The sequence below is a fragment of the Ruegeria sp. AG6 genome (assembly GCF_056541565.1).
In genome coordinates this window covers 18,474-39,012 of sequence record NZ_JBQFYQ010000014.1, presented here as the reverse complement: position 1 = coordinate 39,012, position 20,539 = coordinate 18,474, and the positions used below count along the sequence as shown (strand labels likewise).

Sequence of the window (20,539 nt, the reverse complement as noted above, 5' to 3'; positions counted from 1 at the left end):
ATTTCTACCATACATCAGATTGGATTGCTGATAACTCTATAAAGTGGTATTTGAAGGAGGAATCTAAAAATATCGGGTGAAACGCATGGCGAAACAGCCGTCTACGATAGGTGCAAGCACCTATCAGCGCATCAAGCGGGATATCATCTTCGGAGAGTTGCAACCCGGCTCCAAACTGAAGCTGGACGCATTGAAAGAGCGCTACTCAGCAAGCCTTTCAACACTTCGTGAAACCCTGAACAGGCTTGCCAGCGACGGTTTTGTCGAAGCTCCCGAACAAAGAGGCTTCCTGGTTACGCCGGTCTCTCGCGAAGACCTGACCGAGATATCAGAGTTGCGTGTCCTGCTGGAATGCCACGCGTTGGAGTTGTCCATTGCGAATGGCGACACGGACTGGGAAGGCAACCTCGTTGCCGCGCACCACAAACTGCACCTGATGGAACAGCAGCTTCTCAAGGGCGACGAGTCCGAGAAAGAAACCTGGAAACGATATGATTGGGAGTTTCACCAAGCGATGATCGCGGCCTGCAACTCCAAAAACCTTCTGTCTCTGCACTCGATCATCTACGACAAGTATTTGCGGTATCAGATGCTCGTGCTGACCTATCGCGGCGAAGAGGCAGTCAAGGAGCATAAGGGCATGTTCGATGCCGCATTGGCCAGAGACGCGGGCACCGCTAAGAAGCTGTTAGAAGATCACATCCGAAACGGTCTTTCACATACGCTGGAGGCTATGTAGCTCGCTGTTGTTGCCGCCTATCTCCATCACCTGAATCAACGGCACGGGACCTGAAAGGCAAGTTTAATTACTGTGCTTACCAGACGAATTCCGTAAGTTTATGATTCGACATCCGAACCCGCTACATCAGGCAGCCGTTTAAACAGAGATGAGAACGCTAAGCTTCCGCAACCAAGGGTTGCTTTGCACCACCACAACAAACCGCGAACATTCTTGAAACGGTTTTATGTGAAGCGATCTCTGGTTGAGTAGTGGCCCTTCAGTGGAACGAGTACATAAGGCATGTTCGCGAGTTGATCCCAACGCTTGATTGGGAGGGCGGTTCCCTCGGTGTACGTCTTCGCTTTGAGCCAAGCGACGTCGAAGAGCTATTTAAGGACTTCATATCTGCAACAAGGGATGCAGAAGAACTCAAAAGCGCCGCAGAAACGAAGCACGTAGATAGCTCCGAGACTACGGACACAAAACAGCCTGCACCGAAGCTTACCCTCTGGCCGAGAACCTTGACCGACTTTCTTCGAAAGCGACTATCAAAATACTTTATTGTCCGCGTCTATCCGCTTGACCCTGCAAAAGCTGCCGACCCTGTACGTGGACAAGCGGCCTTGCAGGAATTGCCGTCAAACTGTCTTCCTTACGAAGGTGAGCCATTGAAAGGGCTAGTACGAATTCACGATATCCCTGCGCAGCGTGGATTCGGTGAAGAAGCGGCAGGCGAGGAAGACGACGACGCTCCCGCAGGATCTCCTGGTAGCAAGCTTTCGGATCAACTCCGCAGCTACTATTCAAAACACCTCGATCCGGCGAAAGGACGTGATGCAAATGATTTAGGCGCGCTTCAAGCCATTGAAGCGGCGCAAGACGCGTTTGATCAAAAGCTAACCGAAAGCTTCGCAGCTGCATTTAGTGAAGTTGAAGAAATGAGTCACCCAGGCGTAACAGACCCGAAACCAAAGGTTTCTACGAGATTAAAGGCAATCGACGGGTTAAATCACTCTTCGGCTGTAACATTTGTCGTTGATGTGGCCCCTACGGAAAGTGAAGATATGGTGCCGCTGCTGCGGCTTCCAGAAAACAACAATGGGCTCGGATACCAAAACCTAATTTCGATGATTTTCAGGTTGATGAGCTTTCGCGACTCTTGGATGCGCGTCGGCAAGGCTGCCAATGCTAACGATGACGTTCAATACGAACCACTACATCTGGTGCTGGTTGAAGAACCGCAACCCTATTAGACAACACCGTGTCCTCGCCTGAGCCTGCGGGCCGCACCACTATTGTCGAATAGCATTGCCTCGCCCCCATCCGCGTTCGCCACGTGGCAGATCAGCAGGAACAGGTGCCTTCGGCGTCTGATCTGCAAATCAGCCCTGATTTCCCAATAGGGAAGTCAGGATCATTGAAATCGGTCTAGGTGCTGGATGAAGGACGTGAGGCGAAAATGGCAAGGTTCTGTCGCTGGTGGCAGAACTATGTGTCGCCTGACAAGGAAATGTAGAACGTCACTGATATTTGACTCAATCGACAGACAAAACCTCAATAAATCGGCCAATCACGTCATTCATTTCTGACCCAATCGTCAAGCATTTCTGACCCAACACAAAAACCGCCCTCTAATCGTGGCCACGGCCCTTGTCTAAGAATAGCCCAACTCTGCCACTTTGAACTTATGTTGCCCACGCACGCGGCATTAGATTTGCTGCCAGATGCGCTTTTGGTGAACATCGTGACCAAATGGTGGGCACCTATGCTTGCCTTAGACCAACCAAATCGGAGTAAGAACGCTCACCGCGAGTGATTTGACGTTTGAGGGTGTTCGTTGCTGCTTTTACTTTACCCTCGTCCAATAGCGATGTGATCGCTTGATGTTCCTTGAAAGATTTCTTCGTTCGATTGGAACGTTTGGACAGGTGTGTCCGCATAGTTTGGACGATATCACTGACTTTTTGATATCCATCCCGCAGGTAACTGTTTCCGCAGGACCTGAAAAACGCGTCGTGAAACTCGGCGTCAAGTTCCAAGTACTGTTCGAATTCATCCGCTTCCTGCGCTTCCGACATCTTCGAAACAATTGTAGACAGCTCATTGATCAGAACCGAAGGGTTCTTTTCAAGCGCCTGCTCCAAAGCTGCAGATTCCAGGATTAGCCGATACTGGCAAAGCTGCACCACGTCCTCTTGAGAAAGAGAGAATACAAAGGCTCCTCGATGAGGAAAGATCTGAACGAGGCCCTGAAGATTCAAAGCTGATAGAGCTTCGCGAATCGGAGTTTTGCTGATGCCCATGGCATTTGACAACTTCACTTCCGGCAACGATTCACCCAATTGAAACGTGCCATTGATTATGCCTTTTCGGATATGCTCTTCAGCAGTTTTACTCAACGAATCCGGGCGCTTAATCGGCAAAATCTCGGTCATTTTCACTTCGTCCTATTTCGTCTCTCTAACACAATAGCACATGTAAGCTTGATTTCTATATTATATCTGATATCTCAGATAATAGATCGAAAAAACTAAATCCGTGGGAGGATACCTTGTTCAAGAAATCAACATTGGCGCTTGGCGTCGTCATGTCAGCCGGGCTTGCTTTTGCAGCATCCGCTGAAACAGTCATTAAGGTTGGGCATGGCGCAGCAGAAGCGTTTCATATGCATCGCGCGCTACTGAAATTTGAAGAACTGGTCGAAGCTGGCTCGAATGGTGAGATCGACGTACAGATATTCCCTTCGTCGCAGATGGGCCCTGATCGCGAAATGATCGAAGGTGTTCAAACCGGCGTTCTGGAAATGGCCATTCCTCCTTCCTCTTTCTTCGCGGGCTGGGATCCGGCTTTTGCAGTAATTGAACTGCCCTACATGTATTCCTCCAAGGACATCGCCTTTGATGTTCTTGATGGTGATGCTGGTGATGGCATGCTTGCACGGGTCGAAAACCAGGGATTGGTAGGTCTTGGCTGGCTTGAATTGGGTGTACGCAATGTGACCAACAATGTCCGCCCGGTTGCAACCCCCGCAGATCTCGAGGGTGTCAAGCTACGTACCATGAAGGTTCCGGCGCATGTGGCGACATTCGAAACGCTCGGGGCCAACCCGACGCCAATGAACTTTGGTGAGGTCTATTCTGCTCTCCAGCAAGGCGTGATCGACGGCCAGGAAAACCCACTGGCGATCATTACCTCACAGCGTTTCTACGAGGTTCAGAAATACCTTTCGACCACGGGCCATGTCTTTGCGGTCTATATGCCCGTCATCTCCAAACCGTTCTTTGACTCGCTGTCCGCAGAGCATCAGCAACTGGTCCGGGACTCGATGGCCGCCGCACGTGAATATCAGGCTGAACTGGTCGCGAGCGAAGACGCGGAACAACTGGAACAGATTCGTGCTGCTGGTGTCGAGGTTCTGGAACTGACTGCAGAGCAGCGACAGGCCTTTGCCAACAAAACTGAAAGCGTCCGCCTGCAGTATCGCGACGAGGTTGGCGCTGAAGCCTATGACGACTGGGTAGCAGCGGTTTCCGCAGCGAGCGGAAGCTGACCCTCGGACTACTCAGCCAATACGGGCACCCGCGCCATGAAAGTTCGGGTGCCCCTTTCGTTCAAGGGGAGGTGAACGGTGTCGGTTATCAAATGGATCGATATGAATGCCGAAAAGGTCTTAGCCAGTGCACTTTTGGCCGCGATTGTCTTGTTGATCTTTGGAAATGTGTTCATGCGCTACATTCTGAATGCCTCTCTTTCATGGGGCGAAGAGCTAACGCTTTGGCTGTTTGTATGGTTTGTCTGGCTAGGCGTCAGCTATGCGTTTCACACAGGCGATCATGTGCGTATCACGGTCCTGCGTGATGTCCTAAGCGAGCGCGCAAGGCTTTACGCGGATGTTGTGATCGCGCTTCTTGTCCTTGGATTTCTGATCATTCTGACAATTGAATGCATCAAGCTTATCCGACAGCCTTTTGTGGCCAGCCAGACGTCGGTCGTTTTGGGACTACCGATACCGATCCTTTATGCTTCGGCGCCGATTGGCGCAGGCCTGTCCGCGATCCGCGTCACTCAACATCTGATCCGAAGCCTGCGCCTGATCGCAGGAACCAAAGCGTGAGGAGTCCGGCATGCTTGCAACAACGCTTTTCTTGACGCTCTTTGCCCTGTTGCTCTTCAGCGTGCCAATTGGCATCTGTTTAGGCCTAGCCACCATGATTGTGATGGTCTTTGTGGATGGCACGCCACCCATGGTTCTTCTGGCACGGTCGGTGGTAACAGGCGCGGACTCGTTTCCTCTAATTGCCGTCCCTCTGTTCATTTTGGCAGGCGACCTGATGCAGCACGGCGGAATGTCTCGTAGACTGGTTGGGTTCGCCAATGCACTGATCGGGCATATCCGGGGTGGGCTTGCTTACGTGAACGTACTCGCCTGCGTGTTCTTTGCCGCCATATCCGGTTCGTCTCCTGCGACCGTAGCCGCCATCGGGTCGAACATGATCCCTGAGATGGAAAAGGTCGGCTATACGCGCAAATTCAGCGGCGCATTGACAGCATCCTCAGGAATGATCGGCGTTATGATACCGCCAAGTATTCCATTCATCATATATGGGGTAACTGCCGAGGTTTCGATCGGCAAACTGTTTCTTGCAGGCGTTGTTCCTGGCATCCTTTTTGCCCTCATGTTCATGTTGGTCGCTCGTGTTCTGCTGCGAAAGGACGAGGTTGTTCACCAATCGACGACTACGTTCTCAGGTCCGGGCGTCTGGCAGAGCTTCCGGTCTTCCATCTGGGCGCTTCTCGTACCCGTGATTATTCTTGGGGGCATCTACAGCGGTATCTTCACCCCAACCGAAGCCGGTGCCGTGGCCGTAGTCTATGCCGCTTTCATCGGCATATTCGTCTATGGCGACATCACCCTCAAGGACCTGCCAGAGGTTTTGGCGGGCAGTGCGAAGACCAGCGGGACCATTCTGATATTGGTGATCATGGCGACCGCCTTTGGCAGGTTGATCACGCTCGCAAGAATCCCGACAGAGCTCGCAACAACAATCACCAGCCTGTCCGACAATCCGATCATCATTCTGTTGCTGATCAATCTGCTATTGCTGGTGATCGGCATGTTCATGGAGACGATTTCTTCGATCATCATCATGACGCCGATCCTGCTGCCGGTTGCAACCGCACTGGGGGTCGATCCGATCGTTTTTGGTGTCATCTTGACGGTCAACCTGGCCATTGGGTTCTGCACACCGCCATTGGGTGTAAACCTGTTCGTGGCCAGCAGCATTTCCAAGGTTTCCATCGAAAGCCTCAGCCGGGCAATCCTGCCATTCTTTGCCGGCATGCTGATCTTGTTGATGTTCATCACTTATGTGCCCGCAATTTCCTTGGCCTTGCCATCCCTTTGGTGACCGGCTGAAGCCCTTCTAACGTTAGACAACAACACCAGAGGACCCGGATGGATCTGGACCTTTCTCACCCGTCGATAGAAGACCTTCGGCGAACCGCACAGAAGCGCATTCCGAAGTTTGCTTTCGAATACCTCGACAGCGCGACCGGCCGGGAGCTGGGACTGAAGGTCAACCGTGACGCACTCGATGCCATAGGATTCATGCCGCGTGTGCTATGTGGCCGAACAAAGGCCGAACTGCAGACTACATTGATGGGTCAAACTTACGATCTGCCATTCGGGATAGCACCGGTAGGTATGTCCGGCCTGATGTGGGCAGGAGCAGAGCGGATGCTTGCAAAGGCAGCAGTTGCTCACAACATTCCGTTTTCGTTATCCAGCGTGGCGGTTGCTTCACCGGAAGATGTGGCACCTTACATTGGCAAAAACGGATGGTTTCAGCATTACCCGGTGAACTCCAGCGATTTGCGCCGCGCGATGCTCCCGAGGATTAAGGCAGCGGGATTTCATACGCTGATCATCACGGTGGACGTTCCAGAAGAGAGTCGGCGCGAACGACAACGCCGCGCCAATCTCACGGTGCCTCCAAAAGCTGACCTGCGCACGCTGACTGAAATGGCATCACGACCCGCCTGGTGCCTTGCACATCTGCGCGAGGGCATCATGCCACGTATGCGGTTCTTTGACGATTACGTCCCCGCGCGTGGGCGAGAAAGCTTTACTCATGCAGGCGCTCTGATCCGTGGGATTCCAGATTGGGACTACCTGCGCGAACTGCGGCGGGAATGGGAGGGTCACCTGATCGTCAAGGGTGTCCTGCGGCCGGAGGACGCGCAAAAAATGGTGGCCGAAGGCGTGGATTGCATCTGGGTCTCAAACCACTCCGGGCGTCAATTCGAAGCCGGGCCCGCCGTGATTGACCAACTCCCGAACATCCGCGAGGCGGTCGGAATAGATGTGCCACTGATCTACGACTCTGGCGTTGCCTGGGGATTGGACATCATGCGTGCCCTGGCGAAGGGTGCAGATTTCGTCATGGTCGGACGCGCCTTTCAATATGCTGTTGCAGCGTTCGGAGCACGAGGGATCGACCATCTCGTTCACATCCTGAAAGCTGACATTGAGGCCAACATGAGCCAGCTTGGTAGCGAAAACCTCGGCAGTCTGGCAGAGCACCTTCTGAGAACTGGCTGATCGGCGCTTGCGGCGCGTGGCGTATCACCCAGGCGCGTTGTCATCCTCGTCAATCAGCCCCTTGACGATCAGATCCGCGGTTGAGCGCGAACATGCCATTGGCAGATCATATACCGTGGCGAGACGGGTCAGAGCCTTAACGTCGACGTCATGTGGCATGGGTGAGAGAGGGTCGACAAAGAAAATCAATGCATCCAGTTTCTCTTCGCAGATCATGGCGCCGATCTGTTGGTCGCCTCCGAGTGGTCCGCTTTTCAGGCAGGTCACATCCAGTTGTGGATAGGCTTGCTTAATGCGACTGCCGGTGGTCCCTGTCGAGAAGATTTGTACTCTGGACAGGCGGGCCAATTGCAGACCCACCCATTCAACGATTTCGTCCTTTCGCGCATCATGGGCCACGAGGGCGAAACGCGGCGCATCACCGGATGAACTGTTCAACGTAATCTTCTCCAAGACCGACTTCCGCGAAGTGTTTTCGGCACAGATCAATCTTGGTAAAGACATCTTCGTAGCCAGTGACCTTGCCCCACGGATCAACATAGCACATCACGCCATTGACCTGGAAATAGGTGACCATCTCTTCGACATCGTCGGGAACGACCAAAGTATGAGTCTCACCCGGCGGCTCAAAGACATATCCCCCTTCTTCCGCGACCCAATCATGTTCCAGATAATGCCAGCGCCCTTTCAGGACGAAGCCATGGACTGGCTGAGGATGGCGGTGCCGCGAAAGAACACCAGCTTTGCGCACTTTGAGAAGGTTCATCCAATAACCTTGCGAGCGGTTCAAGCAGAGCGGTCGGAACCAGACGTTCTCTGCCTGCGGAACCCATAGTCTGTCGTCCGCACTCACGGCATTCGGGATCACGATTTCGTCTTGCGCATCCTTGGGGAATGGCAATTGATATGGCATTCGGGCGGTGTCATCGTCATTCATAGATTTTCCTCACATAGCGAGATAGCCGCCATCGACCGGATAGATCGATCCGGTCACAAAACTGGCGTTTTCACTCAAAAGCCATTGCACAAGCGCGCCGATCTCTTCGGGTTTTCCCCAGCGTTTCATCGGCGTACGCGCCATGATCCCCGCCGTTCGTTCAGGGTCTTCCCGAAGGCCTTTGGTCATCTCTGTCTCGATCCAGCCCGGCGCGATGGCATTGACCCGGATACCGTCTTCGGCCCAGCGACCTGCCAGTGCCTTGGTCAACTGTGCCACGCCGCCCTTGGAAGCGGAATAGGCCGGCACCAAAGGTCCACCAAAAGTGCTGAGCATAGAGGCGGTGTTGACGATGGCCCCACTCGCTTCAGCCAACAATGGATGCGCGGCAAGACAGCAGCGCATGGTGCCTGTCAGATTCACATCGAGCACCTTGGCGAAGACGTCGATGTCATATTCTTCGCCACGCAAAAGAATACCTGCGCAGTTCACCAAGGCATCGAGACCCGTGAGTTCGCCGAATACATCATTGATGGACGTCTGGTCGGTGACATCCAAGAGCTGCACCTTTAACCCGTCCCGAGGCTCGAATGCATCCAGTTCGGATTGGGAGGCGGATGCGGCAATGACGGACCAACCTGCGTCTGCCAGAGACCGTGCAACACCCGCACCGATTCCTCGCGTACCGCCCGTAACAAGGGCCTGTTTCATCCAAGTTCCTCCAATACACTGGTGAAGGCGCGCGCGCGCCTGCCGATATCATCCAATGTATAGCTCGGTTTGAACAGCGCGGATCCCAGCCCATATCCATTTGCACCCGCGGCATGATACGACGCCATCGTATCCGGCGTTATGCCCCCTACCGCAGCGATGATTGCGTCTGCAGGCAATACGGCGCGCATGGCAGCGATGGCAGCTGGTGGCACCATTTCCGCCGGAAAGAATTTGAGGACCGATGCCCCGATATCCAATGCCGTAAAGGCCTCGGAGGGGGTCATGACACCTGGACACCAATACAGATCCCGTGCGACAGCCGCGCGCCCAACGTCCGGGTTCATATTGGGCGACACGATGATACGCCCGCCTGCATCAGCAACCGCCGCGACCTGATCCACAGTCAATACTGTGCCAGCGCCGACGATGGTCTGAGCGCCATGCTTCACGGCGATCTGCCCTATCGATTCCAGCGGGTCCGGTGAGTTGAGTGGCACTTCGATTATCCGAAACCCGGCATCGAAGAGTACATCAGACACCGGGCGCGCATTTTCTGGTGCTAGCCCCCGCAAAATCGCAATCAGCGGGTTCTCAGCAAGAGCTGCGGTGAGGTCAATCATCCAACCAACCCCGCAGCGCGAGCAATCAGAAAATGCCCTTTCGCAACGATATCATCTGGCGCGCGACGGCTGTCGAAACCAGCAGTTCGAAGCGCTATTTCGTATCGGACGGACAAATCGCTACGTCCAACAACAGTGATCGTGCCGACGTCTTTTACTTCGCCGGTCGCGGCAGCAACCTCGGTCCCGATCAACAAGCCCGACAAGTAGTCGGCCGTGGCAACCTTTGGGATTTTGCCCATGAGAGGAAGCGTCCGAACATGAAACAGGCTGTGCAGCAGGTTCGACTCACCACTGAGGCCCGCCTTGACGCCCATCACGAATGCGTCTTCGCTGAAGGTGTCCTCCTTCATCAAGGTGCCAAGAATTGTGTGTTCTTTCAACGCCGAAAAGATTTCACCTGTCATGTAGGTCGAGAAATCCACGATCTTCCCGTCGGCAACCTGAACCCATTTACTGTGCGTTCCCGGCATCACGAACATACCTTCGCTCAAACCTAGCGAAGATGCCCCGATGATCTGGGTCTCCTCGCCGCGCATTACGTCCGGTCCTCCGGCATGTTCTGTCGAGGCACCTGTCACAAAATGAATACGCGCTCCGTTGGCCGCTTCGTGGGGGACCAACGCTCGCGCAAGACCGCCAGCACCCAGCGGCATTTCAGCATATTGCGTTTCTACCCAACCATTGCGGCTGGTGATCATGCCAGATGCCAGGATCGGCAGGTTAGCGTTGGCGACCCAAGGGCCGATTAGACGATCAAGGACCGCCTCAAAGGTTTGTCCCGCAACCTGCATGATACCTTCAGGCGACGAGACCCCATCGATCACGTCGCCCTCCGCACCAATTAGAAATGCACGGAACGATGAAGTGCCCCAATCTACGCCGATCAGCGCTGGCTCAGATGCGACCGAATTCATTCAGCAGATCCTCAACGGTTTTGCCTTGGGCCACCCATTTTCGGGTTTCCTCCTCACGGTCAGCTTGCTCTTGAGCAAGGCGCACGGTTTCTTCGGCAATTTCCTGTGGAATCACAACGACGCCCATAAGATCAGCGACAATGAAATCTCCGGGGTTTACGACGACGCCCCCACAGGCAATGGGCACATTAATCGAAAGTTCTTCTTTACGTTCCGAGAACATCGTGTGCGTTCCGCGCGGCGTGATCGCGCGCGTCCAGATTGGCCAGTTGATGTCTTCCAACTCATCTGTGTCACGCCCAGTGCCATCTACGATCATACCCCGAATGCCACGGTTCTTGGCCAGGCCACCCATTAAACCGCCGCAGACTGACGTTTGACGATCACCACCCGCGTCCACAACGATCACGTCTCCGGGTTGTCCCATTTCAAGCGCTCGCAATGGGTCGACCAGATCACCTTTTGAAAGCTGAACCGTCACGGCCTGGCCTGTCACCTTGGCGCGGAAAGCGGGCTTGATGGCGCTGTCCATCACGCCTGTTCGGTACTGCACATCCGCAAAAATGGCAGCAGCAGAGTACGCCTCCAACACCTTGTCGAATTTTTTGAGAAGTTCCGGGTTTCTTTCAAAATCATTAAAAACCCTAAGGTCCGTGCTGACGTCTGGCATTCTTGTCTCCTGTTATGCGGTAGATACGGCCAACGCGTCGGCATTGACTGTGTAGTCGGGGTTTTGTCCTGTCAGGACCTTGGCCACCTGAGTGGCCGCGGTTACCCGCGCTGCGTGTATGGATTCCTCGGAATAGTAGGCGGCATGTGGCGTTACGAGCACGTTGGGCAGTGTGAACAACGGGTTGTCATCAGGCGTCCAGTTGGCGCGCTTGGCCGGCTCTTCTTCGGGGTCGTCGAGCCCTGCAGCGGCCAAATGGCCTTCGGTCAGCGCCCGGAACAGGGCTTTGTTGTCGACCGTTGGTCCGCGTCCGGTGTTCACGAGTATCGCCCCGGGTTTCATGACCGAGAATTCGGCATCCGACAAAAAGTGATGCGTGTTCGGCGTCATCGGTGCCTGCATCAGGATATAGTCGGACCTTGCCAGCAATTCGGGCTTGCTCACCAGCTCGACCCCAATCTTTGCCGCGACTTCTCTTGGCAAATACGGGTCGTAGGCGATGACCGTAACCCCGAAAGATTGCGCCCGCGCCACGATGGCTTGCCCGATTTTACCCAGCGAGACGACACCCATCGTCCGCCCGCGCAAACGGTAGACCGGCTGCCCGCTTTGCCATTTCCAGATCCCTGCATGAGTGGCCCGATCATAGTCAGGCAACTTGCGCGCCAGGGTCAGCCAAAGGGCAATCGCATGATCGGCGACCTCCTCGGTGCAATAGTTTTGCACATTGGTGACGAGGATACCTTTTTCCGTCGCCGTGCCGACATCCACGATATCCACGCCTACGCCATAACGCGCGATGACCTCGCAGTTCCGCATCCGCGTAATCGTTTCTTTCCCGATCCGTGCATATTGGTTCATCATCGCTGCGCAATGCGGCGCGACATCAAACAGGTCTTCCTGGCGCTTGGCCTGAAGCGCAATCACCTCGGCTCCTGCGGCTTCCAGGATTTCCGTCTCAACGGCAACATCACCAAAGTCGTAATCGGTTATCACGACCTTGGGTTTGTCCGTTCTGGGGGGAAAGGCGGCGCGGTCAGTCATAGGCACCCGCCGAATAGGTCAATTCGTACGAGTGGCTATAGAGCTCGAATATGTTGCCAAACGGGTCTTCCATATAGACCATGCGATAAGGCTTTTCACCTGGGTAATACTTGCGCACTTGGCTCATGCGCTGGCGCCCGCCAAGGTCTTCGATAACCTTGATGCGGCCTTCCAGATCCTCGTCCTGTACGCAGAAATGAAACAAGCCACGCCGCCAATATTCAAACGGTCGTTCTTCTTCGACGGTCTTCGGGAATTCAAACAATTCGATGCCAACACCGTCGCCCATTGACAAGTGAGCGATGCGGAAGCTTCCCCATCCTTCCCCAAATACATCGTCGCACATCTGACCGATGGCGCTTTCGTCATGCATGATTTCAGTTGGTTCCATCAGCACGTACAGGCCGAATGCCTTGGAATAAAACTCCACGGCTTTTTCCAAGTCGGGAACTGTGATGCCAATGTGAGAGAAAGTGAGAGCGGCCATAGCAGGCTCCTCCAGTTAGCAGTTAAAGAATATTGCGAACGATGCCGCCTTCGATCCGATGCGCAGAACCATTGGAGGCTGTGCTTGCTGAGATCGTGACGATCATGCGGGCGACTTCGTCTGGTTGGACAAAGCGTTGTATGAGCGATGTGGGCTCATCTAATTTGAAGTAATTGTCGACGATCGTGTCGAGCGGCTCACCCTTCTGATCGGCGAGGCCGTCAAAATAGGCTTCGACACCTTCTGTCCAGGTTGGACCAGGCAGGATCGAGTTAACCCGGACTTTTGTCCCCTTTGTCAATTCTGCCATGCCACGTGTCAGACCTAACATGGCAGTTTTAGTGACAGAATAATGCACCATCTGAGGTAGTGGTTTCACTGCCGCTTCGCTGGCCATGTTGATGATAGATCCCTTATCCCGGCCAAGCATGTTAGGCAGGAAAATTCGGCTCATCCGAACGGCGGACAGGACGTTGATGTTGAAATAGTGCATCCAGTCGTCATCCGTGAGATCCTCGAACGGTTTAACCGAAAAGATGCCGACATTATTCACCAGAACGTCTACCGCACCGCGCGCTCGCGCAAAATCCGCCAGCGTTTCTGCATCTGAGGTCTTGGTTAGGTCGGCCGCAATGCCCTCAACGTCGCCCAGAGATGACAGGTCGTTGACGCAGTCGGACACTTCCGCCTCGGTCAGGCCATGCACGATGACCCGCGCGCCTTCTTCCAGGTAGACCCGGGCAGTGGCTTTGCCGATGCCAGAACCTGAACCAGTCACCAGGACCAGTTTATTCTTAAGCCCCAGATCCATCTCAGGCCTCCTTCTTAACGTTAGATGACTGCTGCGATGAAGGGCGGCCGAACATTCGACCCATCAAGCCCGAAATTTCCGCGCGCCACATGTCTATGCCGACGGCCAACAGAATGATCAGGCCCAACACGATGTTCTGAACCGAAGATGGCGCAGCGTTCAGGTTCAAACCATTCTGGACGATAACGATTGTCATCGCCCCCATCAGCGTGGCGAGGATGTTGCCACGACCGCCTGCAAGGCTGGCTCCGCCGACAACAGCAGCGGCAATGGCCTGCAGTTCCAGCGTCTGGCCATAGTTGGGCGAACCAGAGTTGAGGCGCGCTGACATCAGGATCGCACCAACAGCCGTCATGAAACCAGCGATGACAAATGTCGTCGTCTGAACTTTTCGTACGTTGATACCCGTCAGAACGGCAGCGGCTGGGTTACCACCCACGGCATAGATCTCACGCCCAAGTTTCGTGAAGTTCATGGTGAACGCAGCAAGGACGTAGAAGAATACGAGGTAGAAGAAAGGCATCGGAACGCCGAACAGCTTGCCGTAGAAGATTGGCTCTAACGCCGGATCCAGCGAGAAGATCGGAGACCCATTGTTGAAGGTCAGGGCAAGGCCCCTGAAGGCAATCAACGCCGCCAATGTCGTGATAAACGACGGGATACGCCCGTAGGCTGTTATCAGCCCAATGAACAGACCAAGCAATCCGCCCATGAAGAGTATGAGGGGCAGCGCCAGAACCAGTGGAATGCCGACAAATTTCAACATTTGCGCAAGGATCATGGTCAGCAAAGCCACCATAGACCCGGAACTCAGATCGATGCCCGCAGCGAAGATCACGATAGTAGACCCGATTGCGATCAAGGCCACGATGCTTACCTGTAGCGAAAGGTTAGAAAGGTTGCCCGGGTTCAGGAAGCGTTCGGTCGTAAGGGCCACGATCAGTGCGACAATCACCATTGCTGCGAATGGCCCGATCAACTGGGTGTCAAAGATCCGCTTCATGCGAAAGCCTCCTTAGGCTTGGATTGGGGGGTGTCGGCGGACGCGCGAACAAGATCGTCATGCGTAAGGTCGGATGCATCGACCGTGCGCACTATCGTTCCGTGCTGCACGACGGCAATCCGATCGCTCATCGCAAGCAACTCATCATGGTCTGAACTGATTAGAATGATCGATTTTCCCGCCCGCGTGAGCCTGTTAATCAACTTATAAACAGCGATCTTGGCGCCGATATCGATCCCTTGCGTCGGTTCATCAAGGATCAGGATGTCAGAGGCTGAGAACAGCCAACGTGCAATCACGATCTTCTGCTGATTACCACCAGACAAGAAGTTGACCGTCTTTTCCTCGGCCTGGGTCGAGATTTCCAGATCGCGGATCAGGTCATGGGTGGCTTGCTCTTCCGCCTTAAGATTCAACACGCCGAACCGGCTTAGCCCGCCAAGGGACGCTGCAGTGACGTTCCCGCTTGCGCGGAAATTGAAGAACAACCCGTCAAACTTACGGTTCTCCGGAACAAGGGCCAATCCAGCACGGATCGCATCGATTTCCCGGCGGAAGCGTACTGGTTTGCCATGCAGTGTTATCTGTCCGCCCGCCAGCTCGTCTGTCCCAAACAGGGCGCGGGCAATCTCTGTGCGGCCACTGCCCAATACACCACCCAAACCCAAAACTTCACCTCGGTGCAACGAAAACGATACATCTCTCACGCCCGAATTGGTGGCCAGACCCGCCGCCTCTAGCACAATATCCTTGGTCGCGTTCTGCTCCTTGGGATAATGCTCACCAATGTCCTCACCGACCATTGCGCTGACAATCTCAGAGACGTTGATCTTGGTCTCGCCACTCGCTCGCACAACACAGCCGTTGCGCAAGATCGTCACTTCATCAACGATCCGTTCAACCTCATCCAGCCTGTGCGACACATAGAGAATAGCGGTTCCGCGTTCACGCATATTGCGCAGTAACTGGTGCAGGCGTTCAATTTCATCTTCACCCAATGCCGCCGTTGGCTCATCCAGGATGATCATGCGGGCGTCCATCGCGACGGCTTTCGCGATCTCGACCAGTTGTTGCTCGCCTACCGATAGCGAGCCGGTGATCGTTTCGGGAGAAACATCGACATCCATTTCCGCCAAAACGCGCGCGGCTTCGTTGTGGACCTTGGCCCAGTCGATCACGCCAAAGCGGGACCGAGGCATATTGCCAAGGAAGATGTTTTCGCCAACCGACAAGGTGGGCACGATCGAGAATTCCTGAAAAACTGTTGCGACACCAAGTTCACGTGCCGCCTGCGGATCGCTGATCGTGACCGGCTTGCCATTGTGCAGGATTTGACCGCTATCGGGTTGCTGCACGCCGGACAGTGTCTTGATCATAGTCGACTTGCCACAGCCATTTTCACCCAGCAGCCCATGAATGGAACCGGGCATAAGCCGGATGCAAACCTCGTCATTCGCCAAAACCCCAGGATAGGCCTTGGTGATATCGACAAACTCCCAAAGTGGCGTTGCGGGTGTCATTGCGATTGCCTCGACAAAAGTGAAACTCGGTTGAGTTGCGACCCGGCAGCACGCGCACGCGCCACCGGGAAGCGGGGAGAAAGCTCAGTACTCTTTGGACGGCTGCGGGAAGAGCTTTTCTGGCTCTTGCAGCACGCTGATCGCACCATCTTTGTCTTCAATTGATGTGGGCGTTTCGATCCAGCCGCCGGGATAGGACCCGTTGAGCGCATCAATGGTTGCGTGCATGGCCGCTTTACCCATTAAGAATGGCGAGGTGTTGACGGTTGCCGTGATGTTGCCAGCCGCGATTTCTTCAAGGCCAGACGTGTCACCATCATTGCCCAAAAGGACGATATCATTGCGGCCAAGTGCTTTTGCAGCAAATGATGCCCCAATGATCATGTAGTCGTTCGCCGCAAAGATCATGTCGAGATCGGGGTTCGACTGCAGGATATCCATACCAGCAGTGTTGCCGCCTTCAACGTTCCATTTACCATCAATGGATACCACAACGTCGAAGTTATCATTGCCCTCGATACCGTCGAGGAAGCCGCCCACACGTTCGGTCGAGTGATAGCCAGGCTGCCCTTCGATAATGCCGACCTTCAGCGGTTGATCACCATAAGTTTCAATGGCCCAATCAGCGATAGCATGCGTGCCGTTACGCTGAGAGTACCCGACAACGCCATGAATTGGTGTCGGGAAGTTCGGGATGTCCGAATTGATCATCAGAACTGCCATGCCCTTGTCTACTGCCTGCTTTAGCAATGGTGCGGCAGCAAATTCATCGTGTGTCCCAAAGATGATTGCATCCACATCCTGCGTCAGCACATCCTGGATCATTCCCATTTGGCCGTTGATGTCCGCACCGGACTGGGGCGCAAGCATGAAGACTTCGACCCCGGCCTCAGCAGCAACCGCTTTGATGCCTTCACCGATGGCGATGTAGTAGTTGAACTCGGTCGCCGGCGGCATATACGCGATCCGGAACGTATCGTTCTTGGGTTCTATTGCATCGATTGGCGCTTGTGCCCCGTCCTCAAGTGGAACAGGTGTTGGATAATTTTCCGCCAGAGCGACCGTTGCCAGCGTGGCGAACCCCGCGGCAAGCGTAGTGGTCATTAGCGTTTTCAACATAGTTTTCTCCTCCAGAATTTCGTTGGTTATCCTTTGAATGGCGCGTCTATCACGCCACGAACGCCGGGTTTCACAGCAAAGAGGCCGCCGGATTCCGGTTCTTTTGTTAAAGCTGCTTCGTCACTCATCAGCCTTGAGCTCGTTATGAACAGCGTGTCGAGATCAGGCCCACCGAAAGCGCAACAGGTGGGCTTCCAGACCGGCACCTCGATCACTCGATCTATCGTGCCGTCAGGTGCGACGCGAACAACGCGATGGCCTTCCCATTCGGCGTTCCAGACGCCCCCTTCGGCATCGACACAGGACCCATCAGGCAAGCCTGGCTCATCATTGAAAGAAGCGTGCTGCCGACGGTTCGAAACGGTTCCACCGCGTGTGTCGTAATCAAATGCAACGATTTCCCGATCCGGGGTATCCGCAAAGAACATCGTCTCACCGTCGGACGTAAAGCAAGTCGAATTGGCGCAAGACACTCCTTCGATAATCGTCCGTACACTCAAATCCTTATCGACGCAGATGACTGACGAATCGGCTTTACCAGAAACTTCGTTCATGCCTCCAACAATCAATCGCCCTTGGCGATCGGTTCGCCCATCGTTAAGCCGTGTCTCCGGATTGTTCGGCTCGAATCGCGTCACGAGGGTTTCCTCGCTATTGGGCGAATCGAACAAGACAACTCGATCCGCATAGGCAACGATCAGACCGCCAGACGCGCGCGGCGCGAAGCAACACACGCGCTCCGGCATCTCATGAGAGGCAGTTTCTGACGTTGCAGGATCAAATGACCAAAGCGCACAGCCTTCAATGTCGGTCCACCAGATTAGGCCATCGGCGGGATTCCAGAAAATCCCTTCCCCGTGCTGGTTCTTACAATCGACGACCAACTCTGCGCGCACTTTTTGATCTCCTAAGTACATTCTGATATCTGATATACCAGCTTGCCTAATCTGGTGTATCAGATATCTTGCATCTGGCAACACCTTTTTTTGGAGATATCCTCAGATGGCGCTTGAGAGACCCAAGTCTTTGCGTGAACTCGCACTGGAACATTTGCGGAATAGTATTATCGATGGCTCCCTGAAAATGGGCCAGGTTTTGTCGGAGCGAAAAATCTCCGAAGAGCTGGGCGTATCGAAATCGCCAGTCCGCGAAGCACTCGCTCAATTACGTGACGAAGGGTTGGTCAGTATCGAGCCTCAAAAAGGCGCACGCGTTTTTTCGCTGTCTGAGCCGGAAGTGACTCAGATCTGCGATTTCAGACAGGCTATCGAAACTGCCGCCTTTGAACTTGCGTTGTTGCGGAACCCGGAAGGTCTTGCCGACGACATGCAGCGTGTCGTGAAGGACATGGAGAAGGAACGCAGGCGAGGCAATGAAAAGGGCTACCTTTCACTGGATACCACGTTTCATCAGTTGATTTTTGAACATGCCGGTAACGATTACCTGACGGCCAGCTATACACGCTACATTGGTAAGATTGCCGCATTGCGGACCCATTTGGCGAAGCTGCCACAGCATACTGAGCTCTCCTTCGATGAGCATTCGAAAATCGCTATTGCCGTTCGCGAAGGTGACATGGCCAAAATCAAATCTCTTCTCACAGCGCATATTGACCGCACCAGACAAGCCTACAAAAGCGCCGCCATCGTCCTCGAAGGCGCGACCGCATCCTAGCAAAAACGTAGCTTCGTTGTGACGGGGGCGGGCCAGAACGGCGCCGCCCCTTTCTTTTGGGCACCTCACGGTCTTTTCTTTTTCAGTTGACATCTGAGATATCAGATGCCAATCAAAAGACGGGAGGAAGCTTGTATGACGCCAGCAATGAAACCTGACTCACCGGGGCTACAGCCACTGATCCAGCTGGATCGGGTTGGCAAAAGCTTCGGCACGAACATTGTTTTGGATGGCGTCGACTTTGAATTGAGACCCGGCGAAGTTCACGCGCTATGCGGGGAAAACGGCGCCGGAAAATCCACTTGTCTCGGCCTGTTTTATGGACTTCACCAACCTTCTGCTGGGCGTATCCTGTGCGACGGCAAGGAACAGCGAGTCGAAAGCCCATCACACGCGCAATCCCTGGGCATCGGCTGTGTTTTTCAAGAACTCAGCCTCGCTGGCGCGCTCTCTGTTGCGGAAAACATCTACGCGGGGCGCGTACCCACCCGGTTTGGCGTAGTTGACTGGCCTGAACTGCGCCGCCGTGCGGAGGCGTTACTGGCGGAATTCGGTCTGGATATCGACGTCTCAACACCCGTGGAAAACTTGCCAATAAGCTCCCGCCAGATTGTTGAAATCGCCAAGGCGCTGTCGTTGAATTCCCGCGTCCTTTTGCTGGATGAACCGACATCAGCATTGGCACCCGACGAAGTAGACGCACTATTCGAAGTCCTAAAGTCCCTGACAAAGAAAGGGATTGGCATCGTCTATGTCAGCCACCATATGGCCGAGATTTTCCAGATCTCGGATCGCATTACCGTTTTGCGAGATGGGCGCCACATCAGCACTTTACCGGTTTCGGAAACTTCTCAGGAACAAGTCGTCGCCGAGATGATCGGCGGCGCTCACCCCGGTGATGTCACGCGGTCAGGTAAGGTTAACGGCGAAGAGGTTTTGCATGTCCGAGAATTAACCCATCCAGATGAATTCGAAGACATTTCTTTCTCCATTAAAGCCGGAGAGATTGTAGGGATGGCAGGGTTGATGGGCGCTCGCCGCAGCGAGATTGTTCGATCGATTGTAGGGTTGATGCATGGCGCGACCGGGGAGATCAGACTGCACGGCAAGCCTGTTAACTTTGCGTCCTTGCGGCAGGCGATGCGTGCTGGGGTCGGGTTTGTTCCCGAGGAACGCAAGACTGAAGGCCTCTTTCTGGAACAATCACTCAGCGACAACCTGATCGCGGCCAGTCTTTCCGATCATGCGTCTGCTGGGTTCATGCGTTCGGGCTCGATCAAAGAAGCAAGCCAAACAGCCATTGACGCATTCAGTGTCAAAACCAGCGGGATTAACGAACTTGTTGGTGATCTCTCAGGGGGCAATCAGCAAAAGATAATGTTGGCCAAGTGGCTCAAACGCGCGCCAGCTCTTCTGATCATTGAGGAGCCCACAAAAGGGGTCGATGTCGGAGCCAAATTCCAAATCCACACGGAACTTTTGCGTCGAGCAGCCGAGGGAATGGCCATCCTCGTCGTGTCATCCGATTTTCCCGAACTGGTCTCTCTCTCGACCCGCATCCTTGTCGTCCACGACGGTCGCCTCATGGGAGACATCGCAGCCGCTGAGGCAACCGAAACCACGCTTCTTCAAATGGCCGCTGGAAATTCCGTTCCAATTGTGGACGCACCCCAAACCAATCAATCAGGAGTCGCGACGTGA

Annotated in this window: 22 protein-coding genes; 8 read left to right on the top strand and 14 right to left on the bottom strand. The window is 54.3% G+C overall.

The features are described from left to right. The first annotated feature begins 85 nt into the window (after positions 1–85). Entirely contained in the window at positions 86–739 is a 654-nt protein-coding gene (locus ACR0I0_RS19210; RefSeq protein ID WP_170417164.1) for a GntR family transcriptional regulator, read from the top strand. Between the two features lie 503 nt (positions 740–1,242). Further along, the gene (locus tag ACR0I0_RS19205) at positions 1,243–1,974 is read left to right on the top strand and encodes a hypothetical protein (protein WP_480492540.1); all 732 of its coding nucleotides are present in this window, start codon (positions 1,243–1,245) and stop codon (positions 1,972–1,974) included. Positions 1,975–2,484: 510 nt separating this feature from the next. Here the strand turns inward: ACR0I0_RS19205 and ACR0I0_RS19200 are convergent. Next, positions 2,485–3,156 carry a GntR family transcriptional regulator gene (locus ACR0I0_RS19200; RefSeq protein ID WP_209834512.1) on the bottom strand — a complete coding sequence of 224 codons (672 nt, stop codon included), beginning with the start codon at positions 3,154–3,156 and terminating at the stop codon, positions 2,485–2,487. Between the two features lie 116 nt (positions 3,157–3,272). Between ACR0I0_RS19200 and ACR0I0_RS19195 the strand changes: the two genes are divergently transcribed. The 4 genes from ACR0I0_RS19195 (at position 3,273) to ACR0I0_RS19180 (ending at position 7,322) form a co-directional block, all read left to right on the top strand. Beyond that, positions 3,273–4,271 (top strand): TRAP transporter substrate-binding protein, encoded by a 999-nt coding sequence (locus ACR0I0_RS19195; protein ID WP_210093265.1) that lies wholly within the window; start codon positions 3,273–3,275, stop codon positions 4,269–4,271. Positions 4,272–4,349: 78 nt separating this feature from the next. Beyond that, positions 4,350–4,835, top strand: coding sequence for a TRAP transporter small permease (locus ACR0I0_RS19190; RefSeq protein ID WP_480492539.1), 486 nt, complete (start codon positions 4,350–4,352; stop codon positions 4,833–4,835). A gap of 10 nt (positions 4,836–4,845) precedes the next feature. After that, complete coding sequence (locus ACR0I0_RS19185; protein ID WP_226688646.1) at positions 4,846–6,129, top strand: TRAP transporter large permease; 1,284 nt, start codon at positions 4,846–4,848, stop codon at positions 6,127–6,129. A 47-nt stretch (positions 6,130–6,176) separates the two neighbouring features. After that, positions 6,177–7,322, top strand: a complete 1,146-nt coding sequence (locus tag ACR0I0_RS19180; RefSeq protein ID WP_480492538.1) for an alpha-hydroxy acid oxidase — start codon at positions 6,177–6,179, stop codon at positions 7,320–7,322. Between the two features lie 24 nt (positions 7,323–7,346). On the opposite strand, the gene ACR0I0_RS19175 is transcribed toward ACR0I0_RS19180, so the two are convergent. The 13 genes from ACR0I0_RS19175 to ACR0I0_RS19115 all read right to left on the bottom strand — a co-directional run bounded on the left by ACR0I0_RS19175 (position 7,347) and on the right by ACR0I0_RS19115 (position 18,081). Further along, on the bottom strand, positions 7,347–7,760 hold the full coding sequence (locus ACR0I0_RS19175) for a methylglyoxal synthase (RefSeq protein ID WP_171724347.1): 414 nt from the start codon (positions 7,758–7,760) through the stop codon (positions 7,347–7,349). After that, positions 7,741–8,259: a 2,4'-dihydroxyacetophenone dioxygenase family protein gene (locus ACR0I0_RS19170; protein ID WP_171634682.1), complete on the bottom strand. Its 519-nt coding sequence runs from the start codon at positions 8,257–8,259 to the stop codon at positions 7,741–7,743. Before ACR0I0_RS19170 ends, ACR0I0_RS19175 begins: the two co-directional genes overlap by 20 nt. A 9-nt stretch (positions 8,260–8,268) precedes the next feature. Continuing rightward, complete coding sequence (locus ACR0I0_RS19165; RefSeq protein ID WP_171634685.1) at positions 8,269–8,970, bottom strand: SDR family NAD(P)-dependent oxidoreductase; 702 nt, start codon at positions 8,968–8,970, stop codon at positions 8,269–8,271. Continuing rightward, positions 8,967–9,593 (bottom strand): 2-dehydro-3-deoxy-6-phosphogalactonate aldolase, encoded by a 627-nt coding sequence (locus ACR0I0_RS19160; protein ID WP_171634687.1) that lies wholly within the window; start codon positions 9,591–9,593, stop codon positions 8,967–8,969. Before ACR0I0_RS19160 ends, ACR0I0_RS19165 begins: the two co-directional genes overlap by 4 nt. Next, positions 9,590–10,510 carry a 2-dehydro-3-deoxygalactonokinase gene (locus tag ACR0I0_RS19155; protein WP_480492537.1) on the bottom strand — a complete coding sequence of 307 codons (921 nt, stop codon included), beginning with the start codon at positions 10,508–10,510 and terminating at the stop codon, positions 9,590–9,592. Before ACR0I0_RS19155 ends, ACR0I0_RS19160 begins: the two co-directional genes overlap by 4 nt. After that, entirely contained in the window at positions 10,491–11,180 is a 690-nt protein-coding gene (locus ACR0I0_RS19150) for an RraA family protein (RefSeq protein WP_480492536.1), read from the bottom strand. The genes ACR0I0_RS19155 and ACR0I0_RS19150 overlap by 20 nt, the downstream gene beginning before the upstream one ends. 12 nt (positions 11,181–11,192) lie before the next feature. Beyond that, on the bottom strand, positions 11,193–12,224 hold the full coding sequence (locus tag ACR0I0_RS19145; RefSeq protein ID WP_010437255.1) for a C-terminal binding protein: 1,032 nt from the start codon (positions 12,222–12,224) through the stop codon (positions 11,193–11,195). Then, entirely contained in the window at positions 12,217–12,711 is a 495-nt protein-coding gene (locus ACR0I0_RS19140) for a lactoylglutathione lyase family protein (protein ID WP_480492535.1), read from the bottom strand. Before ACR0I0_RS19140 ends, ACR0I0_RS19145 begins: the two co-directional genes overlap by 8 nt. Positions 12,712–12,733: 22 nt before the next feature. Beyond that, positions 12,734–13,522, bottom strand: coding sequence for an SDR family NAD(P)-dependent oxidoreductase (locus ACR0I0_RS19135; protein ID WP_480492534.1), 789 nt, complete (start codon positions 13,520–13,522; stop codon positions 12,734–12,736). Between the two features lies 1 nt (position 13,523). Continuing rightward, positions 13,524–14,525, bottom strand: coding sequence for an ABC transporter permease (locus tag ACR0I0_RS19130; RefSeq protein ID WP_170719185.1), 1,002 nt, complete (start codon positions 14,523–14,525; stop codon positions 13,524–13,526). After that, positions 14,522–16,045, bottom strand: a complete 1,524-nt coding sequence (locus ACR0I0_RS19125; protein ID WP_480492533.1) for a sugar ABC transporter ATP-binding protein — start codon at positions 16,043–16,045, stop codon at positions 14,522–14,524. The genes ACR0I0_RS19130 and ACR0I0_RS19125 overlap by 4 nt, the downstream gene beginning before the upstream one ends. 84 nt (positions 16,046–16,129) lie before the next feature. Further along, entirely contained in the window at positions 16,130–17,164 is a 1,035-nt protein-coding gene (locus ACR0I0_RS19120; protein WP_480492532.1) for a sugar ABC transporter substrate-binding protein, read from the bottom strand. Positions 17,165–17,190: 26 nt separating this feature from the next. Then, positions 17,191–18,081, bottom strand: a complete 891-nt coding sequence (locus ACR0I0_RS19115; RefSeq protein ID WP_480492531.1) for an SMP-30/gluconolactonase/LRE family protein — start codon at positions 18,079–18,081, stop codon at positions 17,191–17,193. Between the two features lie 85 nt (positions 18,082–18,166). Here ACR0I0_RS19115 and ACR0I0_RS19110 point away from each other — a divergent pair, with 85 nt between their 5' ends. Together ACR0I0_RS19110 and ACR0I0_RS19105 are read left to right on the top strand one after the other, a co-directional pair. Then, entirely contained in the window at positions 18,167–18,838 is a 672-nt protein-coding gene (locus tag ACR0I0_RS19110) for a GntR family transcriptional regulator (RefSeq protein WP_010437239.1), read from the top strand. 135 nt (positions 18,839–18,973) lie between these two features. Next, positions 18,974–20,539, top strand: coding sequence for a sugar ABC transporter ATP-binding protein (locus ACR0I0_RS19105; RefSeq protein ID WP_480492530.1), 1,566 nt, complete (start codon positions 18,974–18,976; stop codon positions 20,537–20,539).